Source organism: Streptomyces sp. NPDC091972, from assembly GCF_044756385.1.
In the GTDB taxonomy this organism is placed as follows: Bacteria; Actinomycetota; Actinomycetes; order Streptomycetales; family Streptomycetaceae; genus Streptomyces.
On the sequence record NZ_JBIVSV010000008.1, the window covers coordinates 173,187 to 187,044 of the forward strand.

Annotated in this window: 13 protein-coding genes; 2 read left to right on the forward strand and 11 right to left on the reverse strand. The window is 70.3% G+C overall.

The window, feature by feature from the left end; genetic code table 11:
* Positions 1 to 6: 6 nt before the first annotated feature.
* From smc to ACIQJT_RS24605, 3 genes are all read right to left on the reverse strand, one after another.
* A complete protein-coding gene (gene smc, locus ACIQJT_RS24595) occupies positions 7 to 3,588 on the reverse strand; it encodes a chromosome segregation protein SMC (protein WP_402646786.1) in 3,582 nt (1,193 codons plus the stop codon).
* 243 nt (positions 3,589 to 3,831) lie between these two features.
* The gene (locus tag ACIQJT_RS24600; protein WP_016432419.1) at positions 3,832 to 4,035 is read right to left on the reverse strand and encodes a hypothetical protein; all 204 of its coding nucleotides are present in this window, start codon (positions 4,033 to 4,035) and stop codon (positions 3,832 to 3,834) included.
* A 381-nt stretch (positions 4,036 to 4,416) separates the two neighbouring features.
* Positions 4,417 to 4,698, reverse strand: coding sequence for an acylphosphatase (locus tag ACIQJT_RS24605; protein ID WP_053848536.1), 282 nt, complete (start codon positions 4,696 to 4,698; stop codon positions 4,417 to 4,419).
* A gap of 172 nt (positions 4,699 to 4,870) precedes the next feature.
* Between ACIQJT_RS24605 and ACIQJT_RS24610 the strand changes: the two genes are divergently transcribed.
* Positions 4,871 to 5,971 carry a CAP domain-containing protein gene (locus tag ACIQJT_RS24610; RefSeq protein ID WP_402646789.1) on the forward strand — a complete coding sequence of 367 codons (1,101 nt, stop codon included), beginning with the start codon at positions 4,871 to 4,873 and terminating at the stop codon, positions 5,969 to 5,971.
* An 86-nt stretch (positions 5,972 to 6,057) separates the two neighbouring features.
* Complete coding sequence (locus tag ACIQJT_RS24615; RefSeq protein ID WP_365460558.1) at positions 6,058 to 6,459, forward strand: helix-turn-helix domain-containing protein; 402 nt, start codon at positions 6,058 to 6,060, stop codon at positions 6,457 to 6,459.
* Here the strand turns inward: ACIQJT_RS24615 and mutM are convergent.
* The 8 genes from mutM to recG all read right to left on the reverse strand — a co-directional run bounded on the left by mutM (position 6,432) and on the right by recG (position 13,764).
* Complete coding sequence (mutM, locus tag ACIQJT_RS24620) at positions 6,432 to 7,292, reverse strand: bifunctional DNA-formamidopyrimidine glycosylase/DNA-(apurinic or apyrimidinic site) lyase (RefSeq protein WP_365460555.1); 861 nt, start codon at positions 7,290 to 7,292, stop codon at positions 6,432 to 6,434. The genes ACIQJT_RS24615 and mutM overlap by 28 nt on opposite strands.
* Before the next feature lie 107 nt (positions 7,293 to 7,399).
* A complete protein-coding gene (rnc, locus tag ACIQJT_RS24625; protein ID WP_365460664.1) occupies positions 7,400 to 8,218 on the reverse strand; it encodes a ribonuclease III in 819 nt (272 codons plus the stop codon).
* A gap of 19 nt (positions 8,219 to 8,237) precedes the next feature.
* On the reverse strand, positions 8,238 to 8,411 hold the full coding sequence (rpmF, locus tag ACIQJT_RS24630) for a 50S ribosomal protein L32 (RefSeq protein ID WP_006139588.1): 174 nt from the start codon (positions 8,409 to 8,411) through the stop codon (positions 8,238 to 8,240).
* Between the two features lie 2 nt (positions 8,412 to 8,413).
* Entirely contained in the window at positions 8,414 to 9,067 is a 654-nt protein-coding gene (locus ACIQJT_RS24635; protein ID WP_365460551.1) for a DUF177 domain-containing protein, read from the reverse strand.
* Between the two features lie 132 nt (positions 9,068 to 9,199).
* A complete protein-coding gene (locus ACIQJT_RS24640; RefSeq protein WP_402646794.1) occupies positions 9,200 to 10,294 on the reverse strand; it encodes an ATP synthase F0 subunit B in 1,095 nt (364 codons plus the stop codon).
* Between the two features lie 57 nt (positions 10,295 to 10,351).
* The gene (gene coaD / locus ACIQJT_RS24645; RefSeq protein WP_365460662.1) at positions 10,352 to 10,831 is read right to left on the reverse strand and encodes a pantetheine-phosphate adenylyltransferase; all 480 of its coding nucleotides are present in this window, start codon (positions 10,829 to 10,831) and stop codon (positions 10,352 to 10,354) included.
* A 26-nt stretch (positions 10,832 to 10,857) separates the two neighbouring features.
* Positions 10,858 to 11,460: a 16S rRNA (guanine(966)-N(2))-methyltransferase RsmD gene (rsmD, locus tag ACIQJT_RS24650; RefSeq protein WP_365460545.1), complete on the reverse strand. Its 603-nt coding sequence runs from the start codon at positions 11,458 to 11,460 to the stop codon at positions 10,858 to 10,860.
* Positions 11,461 to 11,535: 75 nt separating this feature from the next.
* Positions 11,536 to 13,764 carry an ATP-dependent DNA helicase RecG gene (gene recG / locus ACIQJT_RS24655; RefSeq protein WP_402646797.1) on the reverse strand — a complete coding sequence of 743 codons (2,229 nt, stop codon included), beginning with the start codon at positions 13,762 to 13,764 and terminating at the stop codon, positions 11,536 to 11,538.
* Positions 13,765 to 13,858 lie beyond the last annotated feature (94 nt).

Here is a 13,858-nt window from a genome sequence, read left to right on the forward strand (position 1 = left end):
GAGGAGCTAGCGCAGCCGCTGACTGATCACCTTCGAGACGCCGTCGCCCTGCATGGACACGCCGTACAGCGCGTCGGCGACCTCCATCGTGCGCTTCTGGTGCGTGATCACGATGAGCTGCGAGGCCTCTTGCAGCTCCTGCATGATGCGGATCAGCCGCTGGAGGTTGGTGTCGTCGAGGGCGGCCTCGACCTCGTCCATCACGTAGAACGGGCTGGGCCGCGCCTTGAAGATCGACACCAGCAACGCTACGGCCGTGAGGGACCGCTCGCCACCCGAGAGCAGGCTGAGCCGCTTGACCTTCTTGCCCGGCGGACGCGCCTCGACGTCCACGCCGGTCGTGAGCATGTTGTCGGGGTCCGTCAGGATCAGCCGTCCCTCACCGCCCGGGAACAGCCGGCTGAAGACGCCCTCGAACTCCCGGGCGGTGTCCCGGTAGGCCTCGGTGAAGACCTGCTCCACGCGCTCGTCGACCTCCTTGACCACCTGGAGCAGGTCGGCGCGGGTCTTCTTCAGGTCCTCCAGCTGCTCACTCAGGAACTTGTGCCGCTCCTCCAGCGCCGCGAACTCCTCCAGCGCGAGCGGATTGACCTTGCCGAGCTGCTGGTACGCCCGCTCGGCCGCCCTGAGCCGCTTCTCCTGCTCGGCCCGGTGGAACTGCTTCGGCTGGTTGCGCGGATGCTCCGGGTCCTCGGGCAGCTCCTCGCCCTCGGCGGGCGGGGAGGGCGGTACGAGCTGGTGGGGGCCGTACTCCTCGACCAGCCCGGCCGGCTCGACGCCCAGTTCCTCCAGCGCCTTGGTCTCCAGCTGCTCGATCCGCATCCGCTTCTCGGCACCGAGCACCTCGCCCCGGTGGACGGAGTCGGTGAGCTTGTCGAGCTCGGCCTTGAGATCGCGGCCGGTGTTCCGCGCGGCGGTCAGCTCCCGCTCCCGCAACGCCTTCGCGGCCTCGGCGGCGGTCCGCTCCGCGTCCGCGCGCCCGAGGGACACCTCGACGTGCGCGAGCAGTTGCCGCGCTCCCGAGGCGACCGCCTCGGCCACGGCGGCCTCGTGCCGGAGCCGGGCCCGCCGCTGTTCGGCACGCGCGCGTGCCTCCCGTTCCGCGCGGGCGGCGCGGTCGAGGGAGTCGGCACGGCCGGAGAGCCCCTTGACCCGCTCCTCATGGGTACGGACCTGGAGGCGGGCCTCCATCTCGGTCTGGCGGGCGTTGGCGCCGTCGGCGGCGAGACGGTCCCGTACCGACGTGTCGGGCTCCTCCTCGACCGGCATCTCCTCGGCGACGGCGAGGCGTTCGGCGAGCTCCTCCACCTCTTCAAGCGCCTTCTCCAACGCGTCCTGCGCCCGTGCGGCCGCCGCGGTGGAGCGCTCGGCCTCACCCGCCGCGCCCTTCGCCTGACCGGCGAGCCGGCCGAGCTGCTGGGCCACGGCCGACTTCTCGCGGTCGGCGGCCCGACGGCGCTCCCCCAGCTCCTCGACCTGCGCGGCCGCCGCCCTGCGCTGCTCTACGGCGGTGTGCTGGGCCTCGGTGAGCTCCTCGCAGCGGATCGCCAGCTCCTCGAGCTCGGCGGCGGCCTCGTCCACGGAGGCCTGCACTTCGAGGAGGCTCGGGGCGCCCGCGGAGCCGCCGTGGGCGAAGTGGGCGCCGAGGAGGTCGCCTTCGGCGGTGACGGCGGTGAGGTGCGGGTTGGCGTAGACGACGTCCTCGGCGTCTTCAAGGGTGTTGACGACGACGATGCCGTGGAGCAGGCGTCTTACTGCGGGCGTCAGGTCGGACGGGGCGCGGACGAGATCCGCCGCGTGCTGGTGTGTGGCGTCCGCGGGCCCGTCGTGGCTGGTCGCGCAGTCCCCCGCGCCCCTGGGTGAGTCAGGTGCTCCGGCAAGGAGCAGTGACGCTCTGCCGCCGTCCTGCTTTCTCAGCAGGCGGATCGCTTCTGCCGCTGCCGACGGGGAAGTCACCGCGAGGGCGTCCGCCGCCGCGCCGAAGGCTGCCGCCAGCGCAACCTCGTGGCCCGGCGTCACCGTCAGGAGTTCCGCCGCCGGACCCAGCAAGCCGGTGAGGCGGTCCTTCGCGCCCAGGAGCGCTCCCGTGCCGTCCTTCCTCCGCAACCCCAGCGCCAGTGCCTCATGCCTCGCCTGCGTCGCCGCGCGTCTGCGTTCCGCCGCGGTGGCCGCCTCCCGGGCAGCCGTCAGTGCGGCCTCCGCCTCGGCGAGCTGTCGTTTGGCCGCCTCGTGCTGCTCCGCCAGTTCCGCGTCGCCCGCGTCGAGACCGTCGACCTCGGCCTTCAGCGCCTCGTACTCCTCCTGCGCGGCGAGCGCCCGCTCCTGCGCCTCGTCCCGCGCGGCCGCGAGACGGTCGATCTCGGCCTGCGCGGAGGCGGCCCGGGACCGGGCGGCGTTGACCTGGCCGCTGAGCCGGGCGAGGCCCTCACGCCGGTCGGCGATGGCCCGGGCCACGTCCTTCAGCCGCCGCTCCTCCTGGGCGAGCTCGCGCTCCAGTTCGGCGCGGTGCGCGACCGTGTCCTCCAGAGCACGCTCCGCCGCCTCCAGGGCGGCCTCCAGCTCGGCCTCCTGCTCGCGGATGCGGGCGGCCTCGCGTTCCATGTCCTCGGGGTCCCGGCCCCGCCGTTCCTCGGGCGGCGCCGAGGTCGCGCTCTTCACGCGCGCGTCGGCCAGCGAGATCGTGCCCCGCACCCGCTCGGCGAGCTGGGAGAGCTCGTACCAGGTCTGCTGGGCGCGCTGGAGCCGGGGCGTGAGCTGCCGTACCTCGTCCTCCAGCAGCGCCTCGCGCTGGAGGGCCTTCTTCAGCTCCTGCTCGGCGGCCTCCTTGCGCTCCTTCAGCGCGGCCTCGTCCGCGACCTCGGCCTGGAGCGCCTGTCGCAGTCGCACGAGGTCGTCGGCGAGCAGCCGGAGGCGGGCGTCCCGCAGGTCGGCCTGGATGACGGCGGCCCGGCGGGCGACCGCGGCCTGCCGGCCGAGCGGCTTGAGCTGGCGGCGCAGTTCGTCGGTGAGGTCCTGCACGCGCGCGAGGTTGGCCTGCATCGCGTCCAGCTTGCGCAGCGCCTTCTCCTTGCGCTTGCGGTGCTTGAGGACCCCGGCGGCCTCCTCGATGAAGGCGCGGCGGCCGGTCGGGTCGGCGTGCAGGACGGAGTCGAGCTGGCCCTGGCCGACGATGACGTGCATCTCGCGGCCGATGCCGGAGTCGGACAGGAGTTCCTGGATGTCCAGGAGTCGGCAGGTGTCGCCGTTGATCTGGTACTCGCTGCCGCCGTTGCGGAACATGATCCGCGTGATGGTGACCTCGGCGTACTCGATGGGCAGGGCCCCGTCGGAGTTGTCGATGGTCAGGGACACCTCGGCGCGGCCCAGCGGCGGGCGGCCGGTGGTGCCGGCGAAGATGACGTCCTCCATCTTGCCGCCGCGCAGCGACTTGGCGCCCTGTTCGCCCATGACCCAGCTCAGGGCGTCCACGACATTGGACTTGCCCGAGCCGTTCGGACCGACCACGCACGTGATCCCCGGCTCGAACCGGAGCGTGGTCGCCGAGGCGAACGACTTGAACCCTCGGAGGGTCAGGGCCTTGAGGTGCACGGCGCTGGACTCTACCTTCCGGGGGTGTCTCACTCCATGAACGCGCTGTCTCCCGCGGTTTCACCCTTGAACGTGAAGGGCACACCAAACGTTAAGAGAGTGAAAGGGTGCACGGGGGCAAGAAAGAAAGAAGGGACGCCGAAGCGTCCCTTGCAAACTCTGACAACTTAGCGGTTGATACGGGTCGACGGTTGTTACGGGCCGCCCGACCACTGCGTGAGCTGTCGTGGAGCGATGCAGTGATCAGGTGAGCGCAGGCTCCGCCTGGTGTGCGTCGATGCTCTCCATGATCCTGTCGTGAGAAGCGGCAGCCGCGAGCGCGTCGTTCTCCGCCTGGATCCGTACGAGCTCGGATTCCAGGTCCTGGACGCGCTGCTGGAGCCGTCGCATCTCGGCGAGGAGTCGAGGGTCCGAGCCGCCGACGTAACCGAGAAGCGCCTTTGCCATGATGGATGGTCCTCCACAATGAGTGACCGACCGATGCGGTGTGGGTCGTGAGGGATTCGCACCCGCGGTGCTTGACACTCTTCAGTTGGTGCTGCCGTTCATCCATGCCAAACAGCTAAGGTGCGCGGGGTGCTTTCAGCGTCTCACCAAAAAGTTTGACGGTCAACACGATCACGCCCCGTATTGGTGGCAACCCGTACCGGCGCGGCCTGAGAACGGCGGCGCTGCGGCTCCCTCGGGACCCCGGGGGCGTGACGATCATTCTTAGCCCGGGAGCCTGCCACGGCACGGGCTTCTTGGCAACCACCAGCGCCTTTCTGCTTCCGGCAGGTGCCGGTGGCATGTCCCTCCGCACCCGCCCGGGCCGTTTCGCGAAAGCGCTCATCGGATGGCGAAGCCGTCGTACCCCCCGCGGGGTGTGTCCCAGATCTCGGTGACACCGTCGACACGGCCGGGCGTGTCGTCGCCCAGGAGCCAGTCGAGCAGTCCCTGGCAGCCCTGGCGCGGTCCTTCCGCGACCACTTGCACGCGTCCGTCGTCCAGATTGAGAGCAAAACCACTCAGGCCGCCGATCTCCAGGGCCTTGGCACGCGTGAACCAGCGGAAACCCACACCTTGGACGCGTCCGCGCACCCAGGCGACCAGTCGTACATCCTCGCTCATGGGTGCAACCTAACCGGCCAATGTCTCTCCCGGCACTCCTTCATCTGGCGGCATGCGGTACTGTCCGCTGCCAATGAATCTCATACGAAACTCACTCGATGGTGTGGGTTTTGTGACTTTGGTTGACCGGGGGGACGTGTCGACCTCAAGAACAGACGAGGAAGGCAAGGACATGGGACGCCACCGACGCTCCGCCGCCGGCCGCGCCGCCACGGGCCGCGCCACGGGGTTCACACAGACGCACGGCTCCTACGGGAGCGCCTACGGCTCCTCCGGGAGCATCTACGACCCGCAGGACTCGTACGACTTCTCCTCGGCCGCCACCACGACCTTCCCGGGCCCCGAGGACCCCGACCCCTACGCGCGCAGTGACGCCTACCTGTTCGCGTCGGAGGAGGAGTACGCGCTGTACCGCGGCGAGAGCTACACGCCCGCCGACGGTCCGCGTCGCGGCGGTTCGCACCGCCGCCGCAAGAAGAACATCGCGACGCCGGTGAAGTCCGGTCTGCTCGGGGTCTCGGCCGCCGTCGCGATCGGCACGGTCGCGGTCGCCACGGGCGTGGTGCCGGGCCTGGACAACTACAGGATCGGCGGGAGCAGCACCACCGGCGGCGACGTGCAGGCGGCGGGCTCGCCGACCAACTCCCCCGCCGAGCAGGGCGGCACCTCCGGCGGCGCCGAGAGCCGCGAGGACGGTTCGTCGACGAGCCGGGACGCCGAGCGCGCCTCCTCGCCCTCCCCGGCCCCCTCGACCTCGACCTCGACGGCCGCGCCGACCGAGAAGCCGACGAGGGAGCCGGAGGCCACGCCGAGCGAGAAGCCGGAGACGACGCCCTCGCAGAAGGAGCGGGAGCCGGCGAAGAAGGAGACCACCGCGCCGGTGGAGGTCTCCACGGAGGCCGCCGCCGGGGCCGAGGTGCTCCGGCTCGTCAACGTCGAGCGGGCCAAGGTCGGATGCAGCCCGGTCGCCGCGAACAGCGCGCTGAGCGAGCTCGCCGAGGACTTCAGCAAGGCCATGGCCGCCCAGGGCTTCTTCGACCACACCGACCCGAGCGGCGCCTCCCCGTGGGACCGCGCCGCGAAGGCAGGCATCACCAGCCTCGGCGGCGAGAACATCGCCCGGGGCCAGGCCGACGCGGCCTCGGTCATGGAAGCCTGGATGAACAGCCCCGGCCACAAGGCCAACATCCTGAACTGCGACTTCAAGACGCTGGGCGTCGGCGTGCAGTTCGGTGCGGGCGGCCCCTGGTGGACCCAGGACTTCGGGTACTAGAGACCTGCCGACGACGATCACAGATTGCACTAACTTCAAGTTAGTGCAATCTGTCGGTTAGTGCTGCTTTCCAGTACGCTCGAAGCATGGACACCATGCACCAGCCCCCGGAGGCGCGGGACCTCCCGTACGACGTGTTCGCCAAGGCCTGCCCCTCGCGCGGCACCCTGGAGCACGTGACGGGCCGGTGGGGCGCGCTCACCCTCGGCGCCCTGCACGAGGGCTCGCTGCGCTTCAACGAGCTGCGCCGCCGGGTCGACGGCGTGAGCGAGAAGATGCTCTCCCAGACCCTCCAGGGCCTGGAGCGCGACGGTCTGGTGCACCGCGAGGCCCAGCCCACCAACCCGCCCCGGGTCGACTACGAACTGACCCCCCTGGGCCACGAGGTCGCCGAGCGCCTTCTGGACCTCATCCGCTTCGTCGAGGGCCGCATGGACGACGTCCTGGCCGCCCGCGAGCGCTACGACGTGACGCGCGGCGCCCGCTGACACCTCGGGCAGAAGTAGCTGGACCGGTTCATCCAGGGCCGCCGGCGCATCGGCGTACCGCACCGCTTGCACGGCAGCCCCTCACGGCCGTACGCGTCGAGGGACCGGTCGAAGTACCCGGACTCGCCGTTGACGTTGACGTACAGGCTGTCGAAGCTGGTGCCGCCGACCGCGAGGGCCGCGTTCATCACGTCCCGGACGTGGCCCAGGAGTTCGGCCGTGCGCGGGCGCGTGAAGCCGGCGGTGGGTCGCTCGTAGTGGATGCGGGAGCGCCAAAGCGCCTCGTCCGCGTAGATGTTGCCGACCCCGCTGATCAACGACTGGTCCAGCAGGGCCCGTTTGATGGTACTGCGCTTGCGGCGCAGCGCCTGGTGGAAGGCGTCGTCGTCGAACAGCGGGTCGAGGGGGTCGCGGGCGATGTGCGCGATGACGTCGGGCAGGCCGTCCGGGGTGTTGTCGTGCAACGACAGCCCACCGAAGGTGCGTTGGTCGACGAACCGGAGTTCGGTGTCGACCTCGTCCGCGAACGCGACGCGGATCCTGAGGTGCTTCTCGTCGGGCGCGGCGTGCGGCTGGACCAGCAGCTGGCCGCTCATCCCGAGATGGGCCAGGACCGACTGGTCCGTGTCCTCCAGCGGCAGCCAGAGGTACTTCCCGCGGCGGCTCGGGGTGCCGACGCGGTGGCCCTTGAGCCGGTGCGCGAAGTCGTCGGCGCCGGCGAGGTGACGGCGGACCGCACGCGGGTGCAGCACCTCGACCTCGGCGACCGTGCGGTGGGCGACCCACCGCTCAAGGCCCCGCCGTACGACCTCTACCTCGGGCAACTCGGGCATGGGGCTCCCCCGTCACGGACCGGTGCACGAACCGAGCGCCCGCCCCGGGGTTCGGGGCAGGCGCTCGGCTGCGCTGTTCTTTCGGACGCTCCGGCTGCTTCCAGGCGTCAGGCGGAGACGGACGACGGACCCTCGTCGTCGTCCTCGGAGGCTTCGACGGCCTGGACGGCTTCGACAGCCTTCTCCGCCGCCGCCTTGGCGCGCTCGTCCGCGTCGGCCCTGATGGACCTCCAGGCGGACTCCGCGGCCTGCTGCTCCGCCTCCTTCTTGCTGCGGCCGGTGCCGGTGCCGTACGAGACGCCTCCGACGCGGGCGGCAGCAGTGAAGGTCTTCTCGTGGTCGGGGCCGGTCTCCGTGACCAGGTACTCGGGCACGCCGAGTCCTTCGGTCGCGGTGAGCTCCTGGAGACTGGTCTTCCAGTCCAGGCCGGCACCGAGGTTGGAGGACTTCTCGATCAGTGGGTCGAAGAGCCGGTGAACGAGTTCGCTCGCCGCATCGAGGCCCTGGTCGAGATAGACCGCGCCGATCACCGCTTCCAGGGTGTCGGCGAGGATGGATGCCTTGTCCCGGCCGCCCGTGCCCTCTTCACCACGGCCGAGCCGGATGAAGGAACCCAGGTCGAGCCCACGGCCGACCTCCGCCAGCGCACGCGAGTTGACCACCGCGGCCCGCAACTTGGCCAGCTGGCCTTCGGGCAGGTCGGGGTGGGTGTTGTACAGCGTGTCCGTGACCACGAGGCCGAGCACGGAGTCCCCGAGGAACTCCAGGCGTTCGTTGGTCGGCAGACCGCCGTTCTCGTACGCGTAGGAACGGTGGGTCAGCGCACGCACCAGAAGGGCGGACTCGAGCTTGTACCCGAGCCGCCCTTCAAGCAGCGTGTGGGACGAGGCCTGGTTGTCGCCCGAGTTCTTCTTCGGCGTGGACACAGTGCCTCTCACCAGCCGCTCAGACCTCGAGGACCTGGCGCTTGTTGTAGGTGCCGCAAGCGGGGCACGCGATGTGCTGCAGCTTGGGCTCGTGGCAGCGCTCGCACGCAACCAGGGTGGGGACCGCAGCCTTCCACTGCGACCGGCGGTGGCGCGTGTTGCTGCGCGACATCTTCCGCTTCGGAACAGCCACGGCTACTTCTCCTGCTTCTCGTTGGCGGGCGCCGATCGAGGCGCTTCGCCACTCATCTCGTCCTTCTCGCCGTCTTCGAGTGAACCGGCGAGTCCCTGCAGTGCCGCCCAACGGATGTCGACGGCGTCGTGGTGGTGGTCCGGGTCGTCCGCCAGCCGGGCTCCGCACTGGGAGCACAGGCCGGGGCAGTCGTCCTGGCACACCGGCTGCATCGGCAGTGCGAGCACCACCGCATCGCGCAGCACGGGTTCGAGGTCGAACAGGCCGTCCTCGATGAAGAGCCTGTCCTCGTCTTCCTCGACGTCGTCGGCCGGTTCCGCTTTCACACGGCCACGGTCGTCGGCGTCAGGGTACGAGAACATCTCCTGGAAGTCCGCTTCGAGCGCCAGCTCAAGCGGCTCCAGACACCTTACGCACTCCCCCTCGGCCTGTGCACGGGCGGTGCCTGTGACAAGCACCCCTTCCATGACCGACTCGAGCCGGAGTTCGAGCTCGACCGGGGCGCCTTCCGGCACTCCGATCACTCCCTGGATGCCGAGATCCTTGGGAGCGTCGATCTCGCGGGTCAGGCGCTGCAGCGCGCCAGGACGCCGACCCAGCTCGTGTGTGTCGAACACGAGGGGGTTGCGGTGGTCGAGGCGCGCGTTGGGAGCCATTCCTGCTTTCGATCTTCGAGCTCAGAGGGACGCCGCCCTCCGGTGTCGCCGGGCAGCGTTGATCGCGGACGTACACGCGACCGAAGAGCCAGGATACTGGACCTTTCGCTCACGGCCCAATCCGGTCGTCCCTCACTGGCCGCGACCCTGCTCGTACGCCCTCAACTGCTCCGGAGTGATCATGCCGGTGTCGAAGAGGCTGGTCTCGTCGAGCGCGTAGTTCTGCTGGGCCTGCTGGCCCTGCTGCGCCTGGTGCTGCTGGTCGTAGGCGGCCTGCTGCTGGTCGTAGCCCTGGAAGGGGGCACCTTCCGCCGGAACGTAGCCGGAGGTGGCTGCGTAGGGATCGGCCTGCTGGTAGCCGTACGGGTCCTGCTGGGCGTAGGGATCGGGCTGCTGCTGGTAACCGGCGTAGGCGTCGGTCTGCTGCTGGTAGCCGTACACCGGCTGCTGGGCGTAGTCCGGCTGCTCGGCCTGGACCTGTGCCTGGGCCGCGGCCTGGCTGTCCTGCTCGGCGAGGGCGGCGAGGTCGGCCAGGTAGTCCGCGTCGCTGGAGTGCTGGACGGTGGAGGTGTCGCCGGCGAGGGCGCCGAGGTCGTCGGTGGCGATACGGCCGTGCAGCTTCTGGCGGCCGCGGCCGACGGCCTCCAGGGTCTTGGCGAGGACCGCCTCGAAGGCGCCGAGCTTGGCGTCGACGTAGGAGTCGGCGTCCTTGCGCAGGGTCTCGGGGTCGTGGCTGCGCTCGGGGGCGTCCTCGTCCTCGTAGCCGTTCTCGTCGAGGCCCGGGCCGGTGCCGAGGAGCTTCTCGCGGCCGCGCCCCACCGAACCGAGGGTCTTGGTGAGGACGACCTCGAAGTTGGCGAGCTTGGAGTCGACGTAGTCGTCGGCCTCCGCGCGGACCTCCTCGGCCTCCTGGCGGGCCTCGTTCAGGATCCGGTCGGCCTCCGCCTGGGAACGGCGGGCGATCTCGGTGTCGGAGATCAGGGAGCCGCGCTCGGCGTGGGCCGTGGAGATGATCCGCTCGGCCTCCTGGCGGGCCTGCTCGACCATCTGCTCACGGTCGCCGATCAGCTCCTGCGCCTGCGCGAGGGAGCCGGGCAGGGCCTGGCGCAGCTCTTCGAGCATCGCGAGCAGTTCGGCGCGGTTGACCATCACCGACGCCGACATGGGCATCGACCGGGCGCCGGAGACCGCGGCGACGATCTCGTCGAGCTTCTTCTGCACGTCCACCTGTGCTCGCCACTCTCTAAAGCCTTGTTGGAGACGGACGGGACGACTGTAGCCCCATCAGCCCTTGCGGAGGCGACCGTTCAGGGCTTCGAGGACCTTCGGGGGGACCAGGTGGGAGACGTCTCCGCCCCAGGTGGCGACCTCCTTGACGAGCGAGGAGGACAGGAAGCTGTAGGTGGGGTTGGTCGGCACGAAGAGGGTCTCGACACCGCTCAGGCCGTTGTTCATCTGGGCCATCTGCAACTCGTAGTCGAAGTCGCTGACCGCGCGCAGGCCCTTGACGATGGCCGGGATGTCGCGTTCCTTGCAGTAGTCGACGAGCAGGCCGTGGAAGGCCTCCACGATCACGTTGCCGTACTCGGCGGTGACCTCGCGGATCAGGTCGATCCGCTCGTCGATCTCGAACAGGCCCTTCTTGGACTTGTTGATCATCACCGCGACATAGACCTCGTCGTACAGACGGGAGGCGCGGGAGATGATGTCGAGGTGTCCGTTGGTGATCGGGTCGAACGACCCGGGACAGACGGCGCGGCGCACTTGAGATCCCTCGCTCTCCGGTCCGGTCATCGTGCGTCTTCGCACGTAGAGGCGTTGTCGCCCATGGCGGCGCGACCGTACCAAAACGTTCCCTCGCCGTAGCGACGGGCCTTGACCGCCTCGAAACCGGGCGGCCAGGCGAACTCACCGCCTCTGGTGCTGCGCTCCACGGTGACCAGGGCCTCCGGCGCTAGCCAGTGTTCCGAGCGGAGTGTGAGGAGAATCTCCCGAAGATCGTGATCCGAGACCCGGTAGGGCGGATCCAGGAAGACGAGGTCGTACGGCTGGGCCGGCGCCCCTGTCCGGATGATCTGTTCGGCCTTGCCGGCGCGGACCTCGGCGCCGGGGAGGCCGAGGTTCCTGACGTTCTCGCGGATCGTGCGGGCCGCCCGGGCGTCGGCCTCCACGAGGAGGGTGTGGCCCGCACCCCGGGACAGGGCTTCGAGGCCGACCGCGCCCGATCCGGCGTACAGGTCGAGGACCCGTTCGCCCGCCAGGGGGCCGCCGAGGAGGGACTGCCAGGTGGAGAAGAGGCCTTCGCGCGCGCGGTCCGAGGTGGGACGGGTGCCGTTCCCTGGCGGGACGGCCAGGCGGCGTCCGCCGGCCCTGCCCGCGATCACGCGAGTCATCTTCGGTCCTTGCTCGGGGATGGTGTCGGGGGTCTGGTTTCGAACGATTCGGAGGACGGTGTCGGATCCAGTTTCTCAGCCCTTCTCCAGGTACTGCTCCCTCTCCTCGTCCAGCAGGGCGTCCAGGGCCGTGCGCAGGCCGGGGAAGGCCGTCAGCTCCGGGTCCGCCTCCACCACCGCGGTCGCCTCCGCCCGGGCCTGCGCGATGATCTCCTCGTCCTCGATCACGGCGAGGACCCGCAGGGAGGTCCGGGCGCCGGACTGGGCCTGGCCGAGGACGTCGCCCTCCCTCCGCTGCTCCAGGTCGATGCGGGAGAGTTCGAAGCCGTCCAGCGTCGACGCCACCGCGTTCAGCCGCTGGCGGGCCGCGCTGGCCTCCGGCATCTCCGAGACCAGGAGGCACAGGCCCGGCGCCGAGCCCCGGCCCACCCGGCCGCGCAGCTGGTGGAGCTGGGAGACGCCGAAGCGGTCGGCGTCCATGATGACCATCGCCGTGGCGTTGGGGACGTTGACGCCGACCTCGATGACCGTGGTCGCGACCAGGACGTGGGTCTCGCCGGCGGCGAAGCGGCGCATGACCGCGTCCTTGTCGTCGGGGTGCATACGGCCGTGCAGCACCTCGACCCTGAGGCCGCTGAGCGGGCCCTTGGCGAGCTGGTCGGCGACGTCCAGGACGGCGAGCGGCGGGCGCTTCTCGGCCTCGTCCTCGGGCGACTTCTTCCTGGGGGACTTCTTGGGGTCGGCGGCTTCGTCGACGTCGTCGCCGATGCGGGGGCAGACGACGTAGGCCTGGTGGCCGTTCTCCACCTCCTCGCGGACGCGCTCCCAGGCGCGGCTGAGGAAGTGCGGTTTGTCGGCGGCGGGCACCACATGGCTGGCGATCGGGGAACGGCCGGCCGGGAGCTGGTCGAGGACGGAGGTGTCCAGGTCGCCGAAGACCGTCATGGCGACCGTGCGCGGAATGGGGGTGGCCGTCATGACCAGCAGGTGGGGCGGCTGCTTGCCCTTGCCGCGCAGGGCGTCGCGCTGCTCGACGCCGAAGCGGTGCTGCTCGTCGACCACGACCAGGCCCAGATCGTGGAACTGCACCTTGTCCTCGATCAGCGCGTGTGTGCCGATCACGATCCCCGCCTCACCGGTGACCAGGTCCAGCATGGCCTGCCGGCGCGCGGCCGTCCCCATCGACCCGGTGAGCAGGACGACCTTGGTGGCGTGCTCGGACCCGCCCAGCATCCCGCCCTCGGCGAGCTCGCCCATCATCTCGACGACCGAACGGTGATGCTGCTGCGCGAGCACTTCGGTGGGCGCCAGCAGGGCGGCCTGCCCACCCGCGTCGACCACGGCGAGCATGGCGCGCAGGGCCACCATTGTCTTTCCGGATCCGACCTCCCCCTGCAGCAGCCGGTGCATCGGGTGGTCCGTGGCCAGGTCGTCGAAGATCTCCCTGGAGACCTTCTGCTGGCCTTCCGTGAGGGTGAAGGGGAGGCGGTCGTCGAAGGCGGTGAGGAGGCCGTCCGGTGCCGGTTTCCTCGGGACCGCCGGGAGTTGGGCGTCCGCGTGGCGGCGGCGGGCCAGGGCGACCTGGAGGACGAAGGCCTCGTCCCACTTGAGGCGGGCCTGGGCGTCCGCGATGTCGGCCTTGGTGTGCGGGCGGTGGATCTTGAGGAGCGCCTCGGGGAGGGGGAGCAGGCCCCGGCCCTCGCGCAGTGACTGCGGGAGGGGGTCGATCGCCTCCTGCGCGCTCGGCAGGACGGTCTGGATCGCCTTGGCGATCTTCCAGGACTCCAGCTTGGCGGTGGCGGGGTAGAGGGGGATCAGGGCGCCCGCCCAGGTCTCCACCGCCTCGTCGTCGGCGCCGCGCAGCAACTCGTAGGCCGGGTGGGCCAGTTGGAGGCGGCGGTTGAAGAGGGAGACCTTGCCGGAGAACATCGCGCGGGTGCCCGGCAGGAGTTCCTTGTGGGGCTTGTGCACGCCGTTGCCGAAGAAGACCAGTTGGAGGCGGCCGCTGCCGTCCGTGATGGTGACCTCCAGCCGCTGCCCCTTGCCGCGCGGCGCCCTCGGGGAGGCGAAGGTGTGCAGGCGGGCGTCGGCGACCTGGGCGACCACGGTGACGTGCTCGTCCATGGGCAGGTCGGCGAGGTGGGTGAGCTGTCCCCGCTCCTCGTATCTGCGCGGGTAGTGGTGCAGGAGGTCGCCGACGGAGTGCAGGCCGAGGTGCTCGGCCATCACCTTCGCGGTGGCGGGGCCGAGCACTGCCTTGAGCGGCTGTTGCAGGGGTTCTTCCAGTGCGGGCACGAGATCCATTGCACACCACCCCACTGACATTGCCGTATACATACCGGGAAACCCCTGGTCAGACGGCTGGTTGGGGACTTAGGATGGCGCGCTCCGGCCATCC

Bases quoted from the DNA above. Each gene is read 5' to 3' on its own strand.
- ACIQJT_RS24600 (WP_016432419.1), bottom strand. From the start codon at position 4,035: ATGGCAAAGGCGCTTCTCGGTTACGTCGGCGGCTCGGACCCTCGACTC.
- ACIQJT_RS24605 (WP_053848536.1), bottom strand. From the start codon at position 4,698: ATGAGCGAGGATGTACGACTGGTCGCCTGGGTGCGCGGACGCGTCCAA.
- ACIQJT_RS24610 (WP_402646789.1), top strand. From the start codon at position 4,871: ATGGGACGCCACCGACGCTCCGCCGCCGGCCGCGCCGCCACGGGCCGC.
- ACIQJT_RS24615 (WP_365460558.1), top strand. From the start codon at position 6,058: ATGGACACCATGCACCAGCCCCCGGAGGCGCGGGACCTCCCGTACGAC.
- mutM (WP_365460555.1), bottom strand. From the start codon at position 7,292: ATGCCCGAGTTGCCCGAGGTAGAGGTCGTACGGCGGGGCCTTGAGCGG.
- ACIQJT_RS24635 (WP_365460551.1), bottom strand. From the start codon at position 9,067: ATGGCTCCCAACGCGCGCCTCGACCACCGCAACCCCCTCGTGTTCGAC.
- rsmD (WP_365460545.1), bottom strand. From the start codon at position 11,460: ATGACTCGCGTGATCGCGGGCAGGGCCGGCGGACGCCGCCTGGCCGTC.
- recG (WP_402646797.1), bottom strand. From the start codon at position 13,764: ATGGATCTCGTGCCCGCACTGGAAGAACCCCTGCAACAGCCGCTCAAG.